21 protein-coding genes are annotated in these 17429 nt (G+C 61.8%); 8 read left to right on the forward strand and 13 right to left on the reverse strand.

Annotation, left to right across the window (positions count from 1 at the left end; all coding sequences use genetic code 11):
* Positions 1 to 7: 7 nt before the first annotated feature.
* The 12 genes from secY to ACE04A_RS26235 all read right to left on the reverse strand — a co-directional run bounded on the left by secY (position 8) and on the right by ACE04A_RS26235 (position 6584).
* The gene (gene secY, locus ACE04A_RS26180; protein WP_054420844.1) at positions 8 to 1333 is read right to left on the reverse strand and encodes a preprotein translocase subunit SecY; all 1326 of its coding nucleotides are present in this window, start codon (positions 1331 to 1333) and stop codon (positions 8 to 10) included.
* 14 nt (positions 1334 to 1347) lie between these two features.
* The gene (gene rplO / locus ACE04A_RS26185) at positions 1348 to 1788 is read right to left on the reverse strand and encodes a 50S ribosomal protein L15 (RefSeq protein ID WP_013397002.1); all 441 of its coding nucleotides are present in this window, start codon (positions 1786 to 1788) and stop codon (positions 1348 to 1350) included.
* Positions 1789 to 1797: 9 nt separating this feature from the next.
* Positions 1798 to 1983 (reverse strand): 50S ribosomal protein L30, encoded by a 186-nt coding sequence (gene rpmD / locus ACE04A_RS26190; protein ID WP_006216520.1) that lies wholly within the window; start codon positions 1981 to 1983, stop codon positions 1798 to 1800.
* A gap of 3 nt (positions 1984 to 1986) precedes the next feature.
* The gene (rpsE, locus tag ACE04A_RS26195; protein ID WP_006216521.1) at positions 1987 to 2508 is read right to left on the reverse strand and encodes a 30S ribosomal protein S5; all 522 of its coding nucleotides are present in this window, start codon (positions 2506 to 2508) and stop codon (positions 1987 to 1989) included.
* Between the two features lie 15 nt (positions 2509 to 2523).
* A complete protein-coding gene (gene rplR, locus ACE04A_RS26200; protein WP_006227039.1) occupies positions 2524 to 2889 on the reverse strand; it encodes a 50S ribosomal protein L18 in 366 nt (121 codons plus the stop codon).
* A 21-nt stretch (positions 2890 to 2910) separates the two neighbouring features.
* Positions 2911 to 3444, reverse strand: a complete 534-nt coding sequence (gene rplF / locus ACE04A_RS26205; protein ID WP_046807445.1) for a 50S ribosomal protein L6 — start codon at positions 3442 to 3444, stop codon at positions 2911 to 2913.
* Between the two features lie 12 nt (positions 3445 to 3456).
* Complete coding sequence (rpsH, locus tag ACE04A_RS26210) at positions 3457 to 3852, reverse strand: 30S ribosomal protein S8 (protein ID WP_006216525.1); 396 nt, start codon at positions 3850 to 3852, stop codon at positions 3457 to 3459.
* 10 nt (positions 3853 to 3862) lie between these two features.
* Positions 3863 to 4168, reverse strand: a complete 306-nt coding sequence (rpsN, locus tag ACE04A_RS26215) for a 30S ribosomal protein S14 (RefSeq protein ID WP_006216527.1) — start codon at positions 4166 to 4168, stop codon at positions 3863 to 3865.
* Between the two features lie 12 nt (positions 4169 to 4180).
* Complete coding sequence (gene rplE, locus ACE04A_RS26220; RefSeq protein ID WP_006216529.1) at positions 4181 to 4720, reverse strand: 50S ribosomal protein L5; 540 nt, start codon at positions 4718 to 4720, stop codon at positions 4181 to 4183.
* Positions 4721 to 4732: 12 nt separating this feature from the next.
* Positions 4733 to 5053, reverse strand: coding sequence for a 50S ribosomal protein L24 (gene rplX / locus ACE04A_RS26225; protein WP_056571030.1), 321 nt, complete (start codon positions 5051 to 5053; stop codon positions 4733 to 4735).
* An 11-nt stretch (positions 5054 to 5064) separates the two neighbouring features.
* Positions 5065 to 5433 carry a 50S ribosomal protein L14 gene (gene rplN, locus ACE04A_RS26230; protein ID WP_046807446.1) on the reverse strand — a complete coding sequence of 123 codons (369 nt, stop codon included), beginning with the start codon at positions 5431 to 5433 and terminating at the stop codon, positions 5065 to 5067.
* Between the two features lie 374 nt (positions 5434 to 5807).
* A complete protein-coding gene (locus ACE04A_RS26235) occupies positions 5808 to 6584 on the reverse strand; it encodes an aspartyl/asparaginyl beta-hydroxylase domain-containing protein (protein ID WP_259251213.1) in 777 nt (258 codons plus the stop codon).
* 169 nt (positions 6585 to 6753) lie between these two features.
* Here ACE04A_RS26235 and ACE04A_RS26240 point away from each other — a divergent pair, with 169 nt between their 5' ends.
* Together ACE04A_RS26240 and ACE04A_RS26245 are read left to right on the forward strand one after the other, a co-directional pair.
* Positions 6754 to 8181: an NAD-dependent succinate-semialdehyde dehydrogenase gene (locus ACE04A_RS26240; RefSeq protein ID WP_046807447.1), complete on the forward strand. Its 1428-nt coding sequence runs from the start codon at positions 6754 to 6756 to the stop codon at positions 8179 to 8181.
* Between the two features lie 206 nt (positions 8182 to 8387).
* Entirely contained in the window at positions 8388 to 10556 is a 2169-nt protein-coding gene (locus tag ACE04A_RS26245; RefSeq protein WP_259251216.1) for a metallophosphoesterase, read from the forward strand.
* Here the strand turns inward: ACE04A_RS26245 and ACE04A_RS26250 are convergent.
* On the reverse strand, positions 10525 to 11508 hold the full coding sequence (locus tag ACE04A_RS26250; RefSeq protein WP_279993446.1) for an AraC-like ligand-binding domain-containing protein: 984 nt from the start codon (positions 11506 to 11508) through the stop codon (positions 10525 to 10527). The two genes, ACE04A_RS26245 and ACE04A_RS26250, sit on opposite strands and share 32 nt — an antisense overlap.
* Before the next feature lie 179 nt (positions 11509 to 11687).
* Between ACE04A_RS26250 and ACE04A_RS26255 the strand changes: the two genes are divergently transcribed.
* Genes ACE04A_RS26255 through ACE04A_RS26280 form a run of 6 tightly spaced genes read left to right on the forward strand, consistent with a single transcriptional unit; the run spans position 11688 to position 17375 of the window.
* The gene (locus ACE04A_RS26255) at positions 11688 to 12569 is read left to right on the forward strand and encodes an alpha/beta fold hydrolase (protein ID WP_485820688.1); all 882 of its coding nucleotides are present in this window, start codon (positions 11688 to 11690) and stop codon (positions 12567 to 12569) included.
* A gap of 13 nt (positions 12570 to 12582) precedes the next feature.
* Positions 12583 to 13755 (forward strand): substrate-binding domain-containing protein, encoded by a 1173-nt coding sequence (locus tag ACE04A_RS26260; protein WP_279993447.1) that lies wholly within the window; start codon positions 12583 to 12585, stop codon positions 13753 to 13755.
* 15 nt (positions 13756 to 13770) lie between these two features.
* Positions 13771 to 14541, forward strand: coding sequence for an ABC transporter ATP-binding protein (locus ACE04A_RS26265; RefSeq protein WP_448718222.1), 771 nt, complete (start codon positions 13771 to 13773; stop codon positions 14539 to 14541).
* Complete coding sequence (locus tag ACE04A_RS26270) at positions 14538 to 15290, forward strand: ABC transporter ATP-binding protein (protein WP_485820681.1); 753 nt, start codon at positions 14538 to 14540, stop codon at positions 15288 to 15290. The genes ACE04A_RS26265 and ACE04A_RS26270 overlap by 4 nt, the downstream gene beginning before the upstream one ends.
* Positions 15287 to 16297: a branched-chain amino acid ABC transporter permease gene (locus ACE04A_RS26275; RefSeq protein ID WP_100853736.1), complete on the forward strand. Its 1011-nt coding sequence runs from the start codon at positions 15287 to 15289 to the stop codon at positions 16295 to 16297. Before ACE04A_RS26270 ends, ACE04A_RS26275 begins: the two co-directional genes overlap by 4 nt.
* A 10-nt stretch (positions 16298 to 16307) precedes the next feature.
* Positions 16308 to 17375 carry a branched-chain amino acid ABC transporter permease gene (locus ACE04A_RS26280; RefSeq protein WP_438858694.1) on the forward strand — a complete coding sequence of 356 codons (1068 nt, stop codon included), beginning with the start codon at positions 16308 to 16310 and terminating at the stop codon, positions 17373 to 17375.
* Positions 17376 to 17429: the final 54 nt, after the last annotated feature.

Genomic DNA, 17429 nt, shown 5'->3' on the forward strand with positions numbered 1-17429 from the left:
CTTTTGCTTACCGCATCGGCAAACCCGCGCCCTTGAAGTTGGCCTTCTTGAGCAACGAGTCGTACTGGTGAGACATCATGTAGGCCTGAACCTGTGCCATGAAATCCATCGTCACCACCACAATAATCAACAGAGACGTACCACCGAAGTAGAAGGGAACGTTCCAGCGCATCACCAAGAATTCAGGCAACAGGCACACCAAAGTGATGTACAAGGCACCTGCGAGCGTCAGACGCATCAGGATCTTGTCGATGTAGCGCGCCGTTTGCTCGCCCGGACGAATACCCGGAACAAACGCACCACTCTTCTTCAGGTTGTCCGCCGTTTCGCGGCTGTTGAACACCAGAGCCGTGTAGAAAAAGCAGAAGAAAATAATAGCGACGGAGTACAGCGTGATGTAGAGCGGTTGACGAGGTGACAGGGCCGCAGCCAGGTCACTAAGCCAGCGCATGTTCTCACTGCTGGAGAACCAGCTCGTGATCGTGGCCGGGAACAGAATGATCGACGATGCGAAAATCGGCGGAATCACCCCTGCCATGTTCAGCTTCAGCGGCAAATGCGAGCTTTGACCACCGTAGACCTTATTGCCGACCTGACGCTTGGCGTAGTTCACCGTGATCTTGCGCTGTCCGCGTTCCACGAACACCACAAAAGCGGTAACCAGCACCACCAGAGCCACAATGAACAGTGCCGAAAGCACGGACATCGCGTTGGTGCGGACCAGGTCCAACAGTGCAGCCAGCGCCGCGGGCAGACCCGCAACGATACCTGCGAAGATCAGGATGGAAATCCCGTTGCCAAGACCACGTTCAGTGATCTGCTCACCCAGCCACATGACGAACATGGTGCCAGTGACCAGAGTCACAATGGTCGTGAAGCGAAACAGCATACCCGGATCGATCACCAGTCCCTGTTGGGACTCCAACGCTACCGAAATGCCCACTGCTTGCACCAGCGCCAGCACGACTGTGCCGTAGCGGGTGTATTGGGTAATCTTCCGACGACCGGATTCGCCCTCTTTCTTGAGCGCTTCCAGCGACGGCACCACCACCGACATCAACTGCATGATGATGGATGCCGAAATGTACGGCATGATCCCCAGGGCAAAAATCGAGAAACGCGAGAGCGCCCCACCCGAGAACATGTTGAACAGGCCCAGGATCCCGCCCTGGTTCTGACGGAACAAGTCCGCCAGCGCATCCGGATTAATACCCGGTACGGGGATGTGTGTACCCAAACGGTAAACCACCAGAGCGAGCACCAGGAACACAAGACGGCGCTTCAAATCACCGTACCGTGCTCCGGTTTTGCCCAATGCCTGCGCGTTAGCCACTCGTCACCTCATGATCAAGCAAGCGAGCCGCCCGCGCCTTCGATGGCGGCGCGAGCGCCGGCCGTCGCGGTAATGCCCTTGAGCACGACCTTGCGCGAGAGTTCACCCGACTTGATGACCTTGGCGTAACGAACCGCCTGACCAATCACGCCAGCCGCCTTGAGCACTTGCACGTCGACTTCGTCGATGGGCAAGGCTTGCAGGTCCGACAGACGGACTTCGGCGTACAGGTGCTGACCGAGCGGGGTGAAACCACGCTTGGGCAGACGACGCTGCAGCGGCATTTGACCGCCTTCGAAGCCAACCTTATGGAAACCGCCCGAGCGCGACTTCTGACCTTTGTGGCCACGGCCGGCGGTTTTACCCAGACCCGAACCGATACCACGGCCGACGCGGCGCTTGGCGTGCTTGCTGCCCTCAGCGGGCTTCAGCGAATTAAGTTGCATATCCGACATGGTGATTCCTTAGGCTTCCGAGACGGAAACGAGATAATCCACCTTACGGATCATCCCACGCACCTCGGGCGTATCGACCAACACGCGGCTGCTGTTGATGCGGCCCAAGCCCAAACCGCGAACCGTGTCACGGTGCGATTGCTTGGTACCGATCACGGAGCGCACGAGGGTCACTTTGATCTGCTTCTGAGCCATGATTTACCCCAGGATTTCTTCGACCGACTTGCCGCGCTTGGCAGCAACATCGGCCGGGGTCAGGGAAGCGCGCAGACCATTCAACGTGGCGCGAACCATGTTGTAGGGGTTGCTCGAGCCCAGGCTCTTGGCAACCACGTTACGCACACCCATCACTTCAAAAATAGCGCGCATCGGGCCGCCGGCGATAACGCCAGTACCTTCAGCAGCCGGCGAGATCAGCACGGTAGCGGCGCCATGCTTGCCAACCACGGTGTGGTGCAGCGTGCCGTTCTTCAGAGCAACCTTGAACATGCCGCGACGGGCCTGTTCCATTGCCTTCTGGACGGACACCGGCACTTCACGCGCCTTGCCCTTACCCATGCCGACGCGACCATCGCCATCGCCAACCACGGTCAGCGCGGCAAAGCTCATGGTGCGACCACCCTTGACCACTTTGCTCACGCGGTTGACCGCGATCATCTTTTCGCGGAGGCCGTCATCGTTCTCTTTTTCCGCGGCGTTCTTGCCTTGTACTTTAGCCATTTGACAGATCCTCGCTTAGAACTTCAGGCCGGCTTCACGCGCGGCATCGGCCAGCGCTTTCACGCGGCCATGGTAACGAAAGCCCGAGCGATCGAAAGCGACCAGTTCAATACCGGCAGCCTTGGCCTTTTCGGCCACGCGCTTGCCAACCAGCGTCGCAGCGGCAGTGTTGCCACCTTGACCGGTTTGGCCAGCCAGTTGCGCACGCACTTCGGCTTCCACCGTCGAGGCGCTGACCAGAACGCGATCGCCTTCCGGCGAAATGATGTTGGCGTAGATGTGCTGGTTCGAGCGGAAGACCGAGAGGCGGTGAACGCGCAACTCGTTGATCTTCCGGCGGGTCGGAACCGCACGACGCAAACGGGAAACTTTTTTGTCCATGATTCGTCCTTGCGTGCGCCGTTATTTCTTCTTGGTTTCTTTGATGACGACGCGTTCGTCCGAGTAACGCACACCCTTGCCCTTGTAGGGTTCGGGTTCGCGGTACGAGCGGATTTCAGCGGCCATCTGACCGACGACTTGCTTGTTGGCGCCCTTGATGACGATTTCCGTCTGGGTGGGGCATTCGGCCTTGATACCGGCCGGCAACTGATGCAAAACGTCGTGCGAGAAACCGAGCTGCAGCTTAACGGCATCGCCTTGGATCGAGGCGCGGTAACCCACGCCAACCAGGGTCAGCTTGCGCTCGAAGCCCTTGCTCACGCCGGTAACCATATTGGCAACCAGAGCGCGCACGGTACCCGACATGGCATTGGCGTGACGGGATTCGTTGGCGGCGGCAAACGTGAGCTTGCCTTCGTCCATCGCAACCGTAACGTCGCCAGTCAGGGCTTGAGTCAGGGTGCCCAGCGGGCCCTTGACGATGATCTGATCCTGCTTGATGTCAGCTTCGACACCCTTGGGCAGTTCGACCGGATACTTAGCGATACGTGACATTCGAATTTCTCCTTAGGCCACGTAGCACAGCACTTCGCCGCCGACGCCGTTGGCGCGAGCCTTACGGTCGGTCATGACGCCGCGCGAGGTCGAAACGATAGCCACGCCCAGGCCGTTCATGACCTGAGGAATGCTGGTACGGCCCTTGTAGATACGCAGACCGGGGCGCGAAACGCGTTCAATGCGCTCGATAACCGGACGACCAGCGTAGTACTTCAGGGTGATCTCGAGCTCAGGCTTGGCCTGGGTGCCCTTGATTTCAAAGCTGTCGATGTAGCCTTCGTCTTTCAGCACAGCGGCAATAGCCGCCTTCAGCTTCGAGGAGGGCATGCTCACCGTAACTTTGTCCACTTGCTGCGCATTGCGAATGCGGGTCAGCATATCGGCGATGGGATCGCTCATGCTCATAATGTATCTCCTACCAGCTGGCCTTGGTGATGCCGGGGATTTCGCCCTTCATCGCCATTTCACGCAGTTTGTGACGCGTCAGGCCGAACTTGCGGAACACACCGCGCGGACGACCGGTGACCACGCAACGGTTACGTTGGCGCGTCGGATTGGCATTGCGCGGCAGCTGTTGCAGCTTGAGCCGAGCTTGGTAACGTTCTTCGTCGGTCTTCGACTGGTCGTCGATGATCGCCTTCAACTCAGCGCGCTTGGCAGCGAACTTGTCAGCCAGCTTGGCGCGCTTGATGTCGCGATTGATGAGGGAAAGTTTAGCCACGTCATCAGCCCCTTAGTTACGGAACGGGAAGCTGAAGGCCGTCAACAGCGCCTTGGCTTCTTCGTCGGTCTTCGCGGAGGTGGTGATGCTGATGTTCAGCCCACGCAGCGCGTCGATCTTGTCGTACTCGATTTCGGGGAAAATGATTTGCTCTTTCACCCCGATGTTGTAGTTGCCACGGCCGTCGAACGCACGACCCGAGATACCACGGAAGTCGCGCACGCGAGGCAGCGCGACCGCAACGAGGCGATCCAGGAATTCGTACATGCGTTGACCACGCAACGTGACCATGCAACCAATCGGGTAGTTTTCGCGGATCTTGAAACCGGCGATAGCCTTCTTGGTCTTCGTCACGACAGGCTTTTGGCCAGCGATCTTGGTCAGGTCCGACACCGCGTGTTCGATAACCTTCTTATCGGACACGGCTTCCGAGACACCCATGTTCAGGGTGATCTTGGTGATGCGCGGCACTTCCATGACGCTCTTGTAGCCAAACTTGGCCTGCAGGTCGCCAGCGACCTTGCTCTTGTAGAAATCTTGCAAACGAGACATGTCTATCGCCCCTTACGCCTTGGCGCCGACAACGGCACCATTGGAACGGAACACGCGGACCTTGCGACCTTCGACTTCTTGAACGCCCACGCGGTCGCCACGACCGGTTGCGGGGTTGAAGAGCGCCACATTCGAGATGTGGATCGGCATGGTCTTTTCGACAATCCCGCCCGGGTTGTTAGCCATCGGGTTGGCTTTCACGTGCTTCTTGGCAACGTTGACGCCTTCGACCAGGACGTGGTCGGCATCAACACGTGCCAGCACGGTACCGCGACGCTTCTTGTCGCGGCCGGTCAGGACGATGACTTCGTCGCCTTTACGAATGTTGTTCATCGTAGGGCTCCTTACAGCACTTCCGGGGCCAACGACACGATCTTCATGAACTTCTCGGTACGCAACTCGCGCGTAACGGGTCCGAAGATGCGGGTGCCGATGGGCTCCAGCTTGGCGTTGAGCAATACGGCGGCATTGCCACCGAACTTAATCAGCGAACCGTCTTTACGGCGCACGCCCTTGGCGGTACGAACCACCACGGCATTGTAAATTTCGCCTTTCTTGACGCGTCCGCGCGGAGCCGCATCTTTGACGCTCACCTTGATGATGTCGCCGATACCGGCATAACGGCGCTTGGAGCCACCGAGCACCTTAATGCACATGACATGACGCGCACCAGTGTTATCGGCCACGTCCAGCGTGGTCTGCATTTGGATCATGATTTTTCCTGTTCCAACTTAACTGGAAATACTGTTTTCCCGGGGTTTTCCCCCCGAGGAACTCTGCAATTCCTGCCAGTTTTGGTCCCGTCAGGTCTGCCGCCCTGCTTTTGTGTTGTAGACCTAGAGCTTTCGCTCTACCTCTGCAACGGGTTGGCAACGCAACGACCCTGGGTTGAAATCCTGCGGGTATTCCCCCAACACGACGAGTTCAGAAGCTAGCTTTTAGTGCTAAACATCCCTTAACTCAATCGACAATCTGGGAAAGCTGATCATTCTAGCGTGGTTAAATTTTGAGCGCAAGCACTTTGTTGGAATGACGCACAAAAGACCACGCTCCCCTATAAGGGGAACGGTATTCGAGCTATCCGCCCCTATTTCTGACGGTAGTAGCCCTTCTCCCAGGCGTCATGATTGGCCTTGCCGCGACGGATTTCATCCGTGAACGGCGCCGCTCTGAGCACCAGGCGATTCAACCATTTTACCGGAACCCGGCAGGGGCGCTCAAAGTCGACAAACAACACGGCCCGCAGGCCCGGCGTGTCGTTGTGGACTTGATGGGGATACAGGTCGTCAAACACCACGGCCCGACCTTCCTGCCAGTGGTACCGCTCGCCCCCGACCTCGATCCAGCAGCGTTCGGCGGGTTCCGGCACAACCAAGCCCAGGTGCAGGCGCAGCACGCCGTTGTAGGGGCCGGTATGCAGCGGGATCCGTTTGCCCGGTTCCAGAATCGAAAAGAACGCGCTTCGGATGCCGGGTATGCCTTGCAGGGCGCGCGCAGTCTCGGGACAGCGCGCCAGGTTGCGCTCGGAACGCAGCCCGTAGCCCATGAATACGAACGTCTTCCATTGGTCGTCGGACGTGATCATGCCGACATCCGGGGAGATCTCGTGAAACGCCGGCAGATGCTGGCGTTCGGCCAACAATTCCGTAAGTTCAGCACGGATAGCAGGGGTGCGAGCTTCAAGCTCGGGGATCCACGGGAACTGGCTGTTCTGGAAGATCGGCTTGTCGCCCACCAGCGATGCCCGTGCTATCCGGTGGCGCAACCAATCAATAAAGCGAAACAGCAGCCGGGAATACAGACTGGGTTTGCTGCCGGGAAGCGCATCAACGGGTTGCACGATAGGAATGGGATCAGGCTGCATAAGAGGGTCCCATTGTGTCCAAGCCCGCATGGCCTTGCAAGGCTCGGCCTGTGGATTGGCTCCAATCTTGCAATGCGGATTGGACCTCCCCGCCACACGCAAGCTGGTTTAGACTGGCGTGGGCGATACGCGATCGCACTCCACTCCCATTTCGCAAGGAACGACAGGCATGTATGAACAGTTGGCGCTGTATATCGACGGCGAATTCATCTCCGGCGAGGGTAGGCGCACCCAGGACGTCATCAACCCGGCCACGCTGGAAGTGCTTGGCCAGTTGCCTCACGCCACGGAAGCGGATCTGGACCGTGCGCTAGCCGCCGCGCAGCGCGCGTTCGAATCGTGGAAGAAGTCTTCTCCGATGGATCGCTCCGCCATCTTGCGCAAGGTTGCAACGCTGTCGCGCGAGCGCGCCAAGGAAATCGGCCGCAACATGACCTTGGACCAGGGCAAGCCGCTGGCCGAAGCCGTGGGCGAAGTTACCTCCTGCGCCGAACACGCTGACTGGCACGCCGAAGAATGCCGCCGCATCTATGGCCGCGTGGTCCCGCCCCGCAACCCGGACGTGCGCCAGTTCGTCGTGCGTGAACCCATCGGCGTGTGCGCCGCGTTCACGCCCTGGAACTTCCCGTACAACCAGGCCATCCGCAAGATCGCCGCCGCGCTCGGCGCCGGTTGCACGGTGGTGCTGAAGGGCCCGGAAGATTCGCCCAGCGCCGTCATGGCGATTGCCCGCATGTTCCACGACGCAGGCCTGCCCAAGGGCTGCCTGAACATCGTCTGGGGCGAGCCCGCCAAGATTTCCGATTACCTGATCCGTTCGCCGATCGTGCGCAAGGTGTCGTTCACCGGCTCCGTGCCGGTGGGCAAGCAGCTGGCCGCGCTGGCCGGCGCGCACATGAAGCGTGTCACCATGGAACTGGGCGGCCATTCGCCCGTGCTGGTGTTCGACGATGCCGACATCGACCGCGCCGCTGAAATGCTGGCCAAGTTCAAGGTCCGCAACGCCGGTCAGGTCTGCGTGTCGCCCACCCGCTTCTACGTGCAGGAAGGCGCCTACGAACAGTTCCTGGCGCGCTTCTCCGACGTGCTGAAGAACATCAAGGTTGGCGACGGCCTGGAAGCCGGTACCGACATGGGCCCGCTGGCGCACGAACGCCGCGTGCCCGCCATGAGCGCCTTCATCGACGACGCCAAGAAGCATGGCGGCAAGGTCGTGGTCGGCGGCGGCCCGCTGGACCGCAAGGGCTTCTTCTTCGCCCCCACGGTCGTGACGGAACTGCCGGACGACTCGATGCTGATGACCGAAGAGCCCTTCGGCCCCGTGGCGCCGGTGGTCCGCTTCAAGGACACCGACGAAGTCCTGCGCCGCGCCAACAGCCTGCCGTTTGGCCTGTCGTCCTACGTGTTCACGAACTCGCTGAAGACGGCCACCAAGGTCTCCAATGGCCTCGAAGCCGGCATGGTCAACATCAATCACTTCGGCAGCGCGCTGGCCGAGACGCCGTTCGGCGGCATCAAGGACAGCGGCATCGGCAGTGAAGGCGGCCTGGAAACGTTCGACGGTTATCTCGTCACGAAATTCATCACGCACATCTGATCGGTTTCGACCGTCAGCCAAAAGCCCCGCAAGGGGCTTTTTTTTCGCCCAGCACCCAGCACCAACCCCCCAAGCCCCAAGCGACAAGCACTCCCCATGCGTTTCATGATGCTGTCATGGGTGTCCGGGAATATTGCGCTTCGCTGACAGGCACCTGACCTTGAACAAGGAACTGTCTGCCCCTCTTTCCAGGAAATGTACGCGCAATGAATGCCCTCTCCCGCTTCGCCCGCACTGCCGGCGCCGCCACGCTCGTGGCCCTGCTCGCCGCTTGTGGCGGCGACGATGACGACAGCAGCTCCCCGGTCACCGAGACGCCCCCGCCTGTCACGGAGACGCCGGTCGCGCCGCCCGCCCCCGTGCAAGTCGCGTTCATGCCCGACATCCACTTCCACGACGTCTACGCCGACTTCAAGGATGGCTCGTTCCCCGGCATCCCGAACCCGAAGCATGGCGACAACGCCACCATCCGCACGATGTACGCGCAACTGACGTCGACCCGCCTGTTCAACGAAAACTACTTCGCTTTCCTGGCCGCGCTGGATAACGCCGTATCGCGTGGCGTGAAGTACATCGCGCTGCCAGGTGACTTTTCGGATGATGGCCAGCCCGTGCACATGCGCGGCCTGGTCAAGATCATGGACGACTATTCGAAGAAGCACGGCATTCAGTTCTTCGCGGCCCCGGGCAACCATGATCCCAACCGCCCCTTTAACCAGGCCGCCGGAAAAAGCGACTACCTGGGCCTGGACCCGGTAACCGGCGCCATCGGCTTCTCGCAACCGATCTACAGCCGTGGTGGCAATGCCGCTTGCAGCACGCCCTACAGCGGCGACTGGGCGCTGATCGGCAGCACCTACTGCACGGAAGAAGTCCTGCACATGGGATACGCCGGCATCACCGACGCGTTGAAGCAGCACGGCTTCATGCCGCAGCCGCAAAACGTCTATTACGAAACACCGTACAGCACCTACAAGTACGAAGACTACGACTACACCACCGCACGCGATCAAGCCAACTGGATCAACCGCCAGTACGAGATCTGCGCGGAAGGCACGGGCGGCCCGAACAAGCCGCAGAACTACACGCTATGCAAGATGGTTCCGGACACGTCCTACGTGGTGGAACCGGTCAAGGGCGTCTGGTTGGTTGGCATCGACGCCAACGTCTATGTGCCCACCGGCATCGGTGCGAATGACTTCACCGGCTCTGGCGACCAAGGCTACAACAAGATGCTCACGCACAAGGCCCACGTCATCAAATGGCTGACGGACGTGGTCGCGCGCGGCAAGGCGCAGGGCAAACAGGTCATCGCGTTCAGCCACTTCCCGATGTCGGAGTTCTTCAACGGCGCGTCGGACGACATCGAGGCGCTGTTGGGCGCCAACAAGATGCAGATGATCCGCCGCCCGGCCGAGAACACCACGCGGGCGCTGGCCGAAACCGGTTTGAAAGTGCACGTGGGCGGCCACATGCACTTCAACGACATGGCGGCGCGCAACTACGGGGCCGATACGGCGCTGTTCAACATCCAGGCGCCGTCGATGGCGGCCTACGTGCCGGCCTACAAACTGATGACGCTACACAGCGCGGACGAGATCGAAGTGCAAACCATCCGCCTGGACAAGGTGCCGCGCTTTGACGAGTTGTTCGACCTGTACCGCGCCGAGAACGCCTACACGACGCCGGCGCGCTGGGACGTGTCGATCCTGGACGCCAAGGACTACGGCGACTTCACCTATCGCTACATGAGCGAATTGGTGCGCCTGCGCCTGCTCAACGACGACTGGCGCTGCGAAATGCGTGAACTGGTCAAGAGCCCGCTCACCGGTGCCGACCTGCTGACGCTGTCGCAACTGCAAACCACCGTCACGCTCAAGGAACTGGCGAGCACCGGCAATCAGAACAATCTGACTCCCGCCTTCTTCGCTTGCCTTGCGGAGGGCGGTGGCAGCGGCGCCAGCAACGCCGCCTATGCCGGCAACGTGGCGGATGCCCAAGCACGCGCTCAAGCCCTGGCGCAAGCCAACGGCATGCAGTTGTCTGACTTTGCGCAGTGGAAGGCACTGGACATGGCGGGTGACTTCGTGCGCATCGCCAACGCGGGCGACCTGGCGTTTGCCGACATCCCGGCGCAACGCGCCAACCAGTACAAGCTGTTGGCCCAGGCCCTTGCCAATAGCAACGCTTCGGTTCAGATGAACGGCAACAGCGTCAGCAACGCCAACACGCTGGCCGACCTGTTCAAGGCGCGCTTCAAGCCGCTGATGGCGATCATGTTGAAGCTGGCTGCGGGCGCCCCGTCGGAACACATCCGGCTGGACCTGACCAGCAACAGCATCGTCAATCTTTCGAACGAGCCTTCACCGTTTTAAGCGCTCGAAGATCGCGCGGCGTCATGCCGAAGCGGTTCTTGAACAGGCGGCTGAAATGCGACGGGTGGGTGAAGCCCACCTGGTACGCCAGTTCTCCGATGCCACGATGGCGGTGCCGCGAATCCAGCAACAGCTCGCGGCACCGGTCCAGGCGCTGATCAAAGATGAAGGACTCCACCGACAGGCCCCCTGCCCGCAGAATGCGGTGCAGATAGGCCACCGACACGCCGCAGCCCTGCGCCACCTGCTGCGGCGACAGCGCGGGGTCCGCCAGGTGCTGCCGGATATACGCCAGCACGCGCTGACGGTGCGCGAGCGTAACGCTGCTATCGGATTCAGATGCATGCCCCTGCCCCGGCTGCACCAGGAACAGCACGATCAAATCGATCAAGCGTTCGCCAAGCTCGGTCACCTCGGTGTCCGACCAACCGCCCATGCCTTTGAACAGATGGTCCATGTAGCTGGCCAGCATCGCGCCGCGCGGTGAGCCGTCGTCGATGCGCAGCTTGTGAAACGCGCCGATGCGCGAATCCCGCTGCGACAAGGCACTGCGCGGGAACGACACGCTCAGGCTGCGATAGCCCGATGAGCCCAGCGCCGTTGCCTGATACGGCAAGCTCTGGTTCATCAGGTACACGCAGCCTGGCTCGACCTGAAATTCACGGCCTTGCTGGCGTACGGCAAGCGGGCCGGACAGCGGCAGGCCGAACGTGTAGAACTCCTGGTCCAGACGCGACACGTTGCCGGCCGTGCGCTCCAGCTTCTGTCCCTGATAGTGCAGGTCATTGAATTGCAGGCTGGCGCGGCGGGCGTAGCGCACATGCCCGGCGAAATGATCCGGCTTGCCGCGATGTACCTCGAACGGGCCGAATGCGTCCGCCAGGGCCGCGCGCCATTGCTCACGCCCGTCGGCGCCGGCAGCGGCCGAAATGGCGAATTCCGTATCGGGCATGTCTCGGTCTCCTGAACGCGGCGGCAAGCGCAATTTGATCTTGCGTCTACAAGCTCTTGACTCACCCTGCTTTGGGGTGCGCGGCGCATTGTGGATGCGTCTGGCGCAAGTCTATAGTCAGCCCGATAAGCACACAACCTGGACAACCCGGGAGGAGACTCATGGCAAACGCGCCCGCAATGGCCGACCGCCACACGCCGGCTTCGCGCTATCTGCGCTGCGAGGGCCGCGAGCTGCACTACATGGAATGGGGCACGCCGGATGCGCCCCCCATCGTCATGTGGCACGGCCTGGCCCGCACCGGCCGTGATTTCGACGACCTGGCACAAGCGCTGGCGAACGACTACCGCATCATCTGCCCGGATACGATCGGCCGCGGTCTATCGCAATGGAGCCCCGATCCGGTGTCCGAATACCGGCTGGATTTCTACGCGCGCCTGGCGCTAGCGCTGGCCGATGGCCTGTCGCTTGCGCGCATGCGTTGGGTGGGCACGTCAATGGGTGGTGCAACCGGCATGCACGCCGCCGCCACCACCTTGCGCGACCGTATCTCGCACATGGTCGTCAACGACATCGGACCCGAACTGCCCCAACCCGCTGTCGACCGCATCCTTGCCTACGCGGGCAACCCGCCCGCCTTCGATACCGTCACCGAACTGGAAGCGTGGCTGCGTGTGGCCTACAAACCTTACGGCTGGCAGAGCGACGCGCAATGGCGGCGCATGGCCGAGACTTCGGTCCGGCGCCTGCCCGATGGCCGCGTCACGGCGCATTACGACCCCGCCATCGTGGGCCAATTCAAGCACCATCCCGATGACTACAACCGCTGGAGCGGCTACGACACGCTGCGCATGCCCTTGCTGCTCTTGCGCGGTGCAGACTCCGACCTGCTGCTGCCCGAAGTCGCTCATGCCATGACGCAGCGCGGCCCACGCGCCACGCGCATCGACTTCCCCGACTGCGGCCATGCCCCCGCATTGAACGTGGCGCCGCAGATCGACGCCATCCGCCAATTCCTTGCCACGCCGGACCCCATGGAGGGCGCGCGCGCCCCCCAATAACAGGAGACTTCCCATGAATCGCATTTTGCTGGCCACCCTGGCGGCCCTTTGCATGAACTCAGCGGTGGCCGCGAAGGACTTTGTCGTAGCCCATGTGTACGACAAGACCGGGCCGCTGGAAGCCTATGCCAAGCAGACACAAGCGGGCCTGATGCTGGGCTTGGAATACGCCACGCAAGGCACGATGACCGTGGCTGGCCGCAAGATCCGTGTCATCGAAAAAGACAACCAGGGAAAGCCGGATGTCGCCCGCGCGCAGTTGGCGTCCGCCTATGCCGACGACAACGCTGACATTGCCGTAGGCCCGACCTCGTCCGGCGTGGCGTTGGCCATGCTGCCCATTGCTGAAGAGTACGAAAAGATCTTGCTGGTGGAACCCGCCGTGGCCGACTCCATCACCGGAGCCAAGTGGAACAAGTACATCTTCCGCACCGGCCGCAATTCGTCGCAAGACGCCATCGCCAACGCCGTGGCATTCGACCAGGCCGGCACCTCGATCGCCATGCTGGCGCAAGACTACGCCTTTGGCCGGGATGGCGTGAAAGCCTTCAAGGGCGCCTTGAAGAACGCCAAGATCGTTCACGAGGAATACCTGCCCGCCAACGCCACCGACTTCACCGCGGGTGCACAACGCCTGTTCGATGCGTTGAAGGACAAGCCCGGGCGCAAGATCATCTTCATCCTGTGGGCGGGCGCCGGCAACCCGTTCAAGATCGCCGACCTGGACCCCAAGCGCTTCGGCATCGAAATCGCTACCGGCGGCAACACGCTGGCCGCAATGACGCCGCTTAAGTCCCTGGCCGGCATGGAAGGCGCCACGTACTACTACTACGGCATCCCGAAAAATCCCATCAACGATTGGCTCGTGGCCGAACACCAAAAGCGCTACGGCCAACCGCCTGACTTCTTCACAGCGGGCGGCATGTCGGCCGGTATCGCGATCGCGGCGGCGCTGAACAAGACCGCGGGCAATTCGGACACGGACACGCTGATCAAGGCCATGGAAGGCATGAGCTTTGATACCCCCAAGGGCAAGATGACCTTCCGCCCCGAAGACCACCAGGCCATGCAGTCGATGTACCACTTCCGCATCAAGAACGATCCGTCGGTGCCGTGGGCCGTGCAGGACCTGGTCAAGGAGATCACGCCCGACCAGATGAACGTGCCCATCCAGAACAAGCGCTGAAGGCCGGTTGCCGACATGCTGGAAACCCAATCGCTCACCATCCGGTTCGGCGGGCACGTGGCCGTCAACGACGTCAGTTGCCGCTACGCGCCGGGCACGCTGACAGCCATTGTCGGCCCGAACGGCGCAGGCAAGACCACGTACTTCAACCTGATCTCCGGCCAGTTGCGCGCAAGCGCGGGTTCGGTGCGCTTGAATGGGCGCGACCTGACATCACTATCGGCCCCCGCCCGCATGCATGCGGGACTGGGCCGCGCGTTTCAGTTGACGCAATTGTTCCCGCGTCTGTCGGTGCACGAGAACGTACGGCTGGCGCTGCAATCCCGGCAGCAAGGCTTGAGCTGGCGCCAGATCCGCTTCTGGCGCACGTGGGATGACGACCGAAATCTGCTGGCGCGCGCGGATGCGCTGCTTGAACGCACCCGCTTGTCGGCACGCCGCGACCAGGCCGCCGCCGACCTGCCGCACGGCGACCAGCGCAAACTGGAAATCGCCATGCTGATCGCGCTGGAACCGCGGGTATTCATGTTTGACGAGCCCACGGCGGGCATGAGCGTGGACGACGTGCCCGTGGTGCTGGAGCTGATCCGAGAGCTCAAGAACGATCCGACAAAAACGATTCTGCTGGTTGAACACAAGATGGACGTCGTGCGTGAACTTGCCGACCGCATCGTCGTGCTGCATAACGGCCAACTGATGGCTGATGGCGAACCCGCCGCCGTCATCGCGTCGCCCATCGTGCAACAGGCGTACCTGGGCGTCGCCCCCACGGAGAAGCCGGCATGAGCGCGCCCCTGCTGCTTGAACTCAAGGGCGTGCACACGCACATCGGCGCCTATCACATCCTGCATGGCGTGGACCTGTCGGTACCGGCCGCGGCCGTCACCATGCTGCTGGGCCGCAATGGCGCCGGCAAGACCACCACGCTGCGCACCATCATGGGACTGTGGCGCGCGTCGCAAGGCCAGGTGACGTTCGACGGCACGCCCATCGGCGGGCCGGCAACGCGCAAGTCACCGCCCGACATGGCGCGCATGGGCATGGCGTACGTGCCCGAGAACATGGGGATCTTCGCGGACCTGTCCGTGAAAGAGAACATTCTGCTGGCCGCGCGCCAGGCCAAGAACGCGGATCAGCTCGACACGGCCCGACTGGAATGGATATTTGGGTTCTTCCCCGCGCTACGTAAATTCTGGCTGCACCCTGCGGGCAAGCTGTCAGGCGGACAAAAGCAAATGCTGGCAGTGGCGCGCGCCATCATCGAACCGCGCCGGCTGCTGCTGATCGACGAGCCCAGCAAGGGCCTCGCGCCCGCCATCATCCAGAACATGATCGACGCCTTCATCGAACTCAAGCAGGCATCCACCACCATTTTGCTGGTCGAACAGAACTTCAACTTCGCGCGGCTGGGCGGCGACCATGTGGCCGTCATGGATAACGGCCGCGTCGTCCATGCGGGCGACATGCAGGCGCTGGCGCAAGACGACGCACTACAGACGCGGCTGCTGGGCCTGTCGCTGGGAAGCCATCAATGAGCACGCTGGATATCGATACACCCTTGCCGCGCGTACGTGCGGATCTGCGCCCCGTTCTGCTGGTGCTGGCGCTGGCCGCGCTGGCGCTGCCCTTGGTGGGTTCGTTCTCAACCTGGATCACGCTGACGCTGGCGGGCCTGGCAATGGGCATGATCATCTTCATCGTTGCGTCAGGCATGACGCTGGTGTTCGGGCTGATGGACGTCCTGAACTTCGGCCACGGCCTGTTCATCGCCATTGGCGCCTACATGGCGGCGACCGTGCTGGGCGCGATGTCCGACTGGACCCAGACAGGCAGCCTGTGGATGAACCTGGCCGCCGTACTGCCGGCCATGATCGTGGGCATGCTGGTGGCGGGCGCCGTCGGCCTGGCCTTTGAACGGGTGATCGTGCGTCCCGTGTATGGGCAGCATTTAAAGCAGATCCTGATCACGATGGGCGGCATGATCATCGGCGAAGAGATCATCAAGATGATCTGGGGGCCGCAAACCCTGTCACTGCCGCTACCCGAGGCGCTGCGTGGCGCATTCCTGCTGGGCGATGCGGCCATCGAGAAATTCCGTATCGTTGCCTTGGCCGTCGGCGTGCTGGTGTTGGGTGGCATGCTGTGGCTGCTGAACCGTACCAAGTTGGGGCTGTTGATCCGCGCGGGCGTCGAAGACCGCGAAATGGTCGAAAGCCTGGGCTACCGCATCCGCCATCTGTTCGTGGGCGTTTTCGTCGCGGGGTCGATGCTGGCGGGCCTGGGCGGCGTGCTGTGGGGCATGTACCAGCAGTCGATCGTGCCGCAACTGGGTGCGCAGGTGAACGTGCTGATCTTCATCGTCATCATGATCGGCGGCCTGGGTTCGACGGTCGGCTGCCTGATCGGTGCGTTGCTGGTCGGCTTGATGGCCAACTACACCGGCTTCCTGCTTCCCAAGGCGGCCCTGTTCTCGAACATCGCGTTGATGGTCGCCATTTTGTTGTGGCGGCCGCAAGGCGTGTATCCGGTCACGAACCGCTAGGAGCCCAGACATGTCATTTCGCCTGCTCTCCGGCGACCCGCCTCGCAGCCCGCTGCTGGCGCTTGCGCTGATTGCAATCGTCGCCCTGCTTGCTACCGCGCCCTTTCTCTTTCCCGGTCCCAAATCGCTGGCGGTGGCGGCCAAGATCCTGGTGTTCGTGATTCTGGTCGCCAGCTATGACCTGCTGCTGGGCTACACCGGCATCGTGAGTTTTGCGCACACCATGTTCTTCGGCATTGGCGCCTATGGCGTGGCAATCGCCAGCATCCGGATGGAACCGGGGTGGACGGCGGTGTTCGCAGGGGTGGGCGCGGGCCTCGCGGTATCGCTGGCGTTTGCATTGCTGATCGGCCTGGCCAGCCTGCGGGTGCGCGCCATTTTCTACGCGATGATCACGCTGGCGGTCGCAGCCGCGTTCCAGACATTGGTGTCGCAATTGTCGGACCTGACAGGCGGCGAAGACGGCCTGAACTTCAAGGTGCCGCAACTGCTGCGGCCGGCGTTCCGGCCCTTTTCCGAACCGGTGTTTGGCGTCACCATCGACGGCCGCATCATCACCTATTACCTGATTGCCGCGGTCTGCGTGGTGTTGTTCCTGATGCTGCTGCGCATCGTCAATTCGCCGTTCGGCCGCGTGCTCCAGGCCATTCGCGAAAACCCCTTCCGCGCCGAGGCCATCGGCTACCGCACCGTGCTGTACCGCAGCCTGTCGAACCTGCTTGCCGCCGCGTTCGCCACGCTGGCCGGCGCGCTGTACGCGCTTTGGCTGCGCTACAACGGCCCGGACACCACGCTGTCGTTCGAAATCATGCTGAATATCCTGCTGATGCTCGTGATTGGCGGCATGGGCACGATGTATGGCGCGGTGGTGGGCGCCAGCCTGTTCGTATTCGCGCAAAGCTATCTGCAAGACGGCTTGCAAGTCATCCACGACGCGGTGACGGGCGTTGCGCCATTGGCGTTGCTGTTCGAACCTGACCGCTGGCTGCTATGGCTGGGGATTCTATTCGTGGTGTCGGTGTATTACTTTCCGACGGGAATCGCGGGGCGATTGAGGGAGTTCGCGCGGCGGCGCTAACGCCCTCAAGTGCCTCCGCGCGCCGGCATGCGCCCATGCCGCGCGCTAGGCTTG

Source organism: Achromobacter colocynthidis (genome assembly GCF_057334535.1).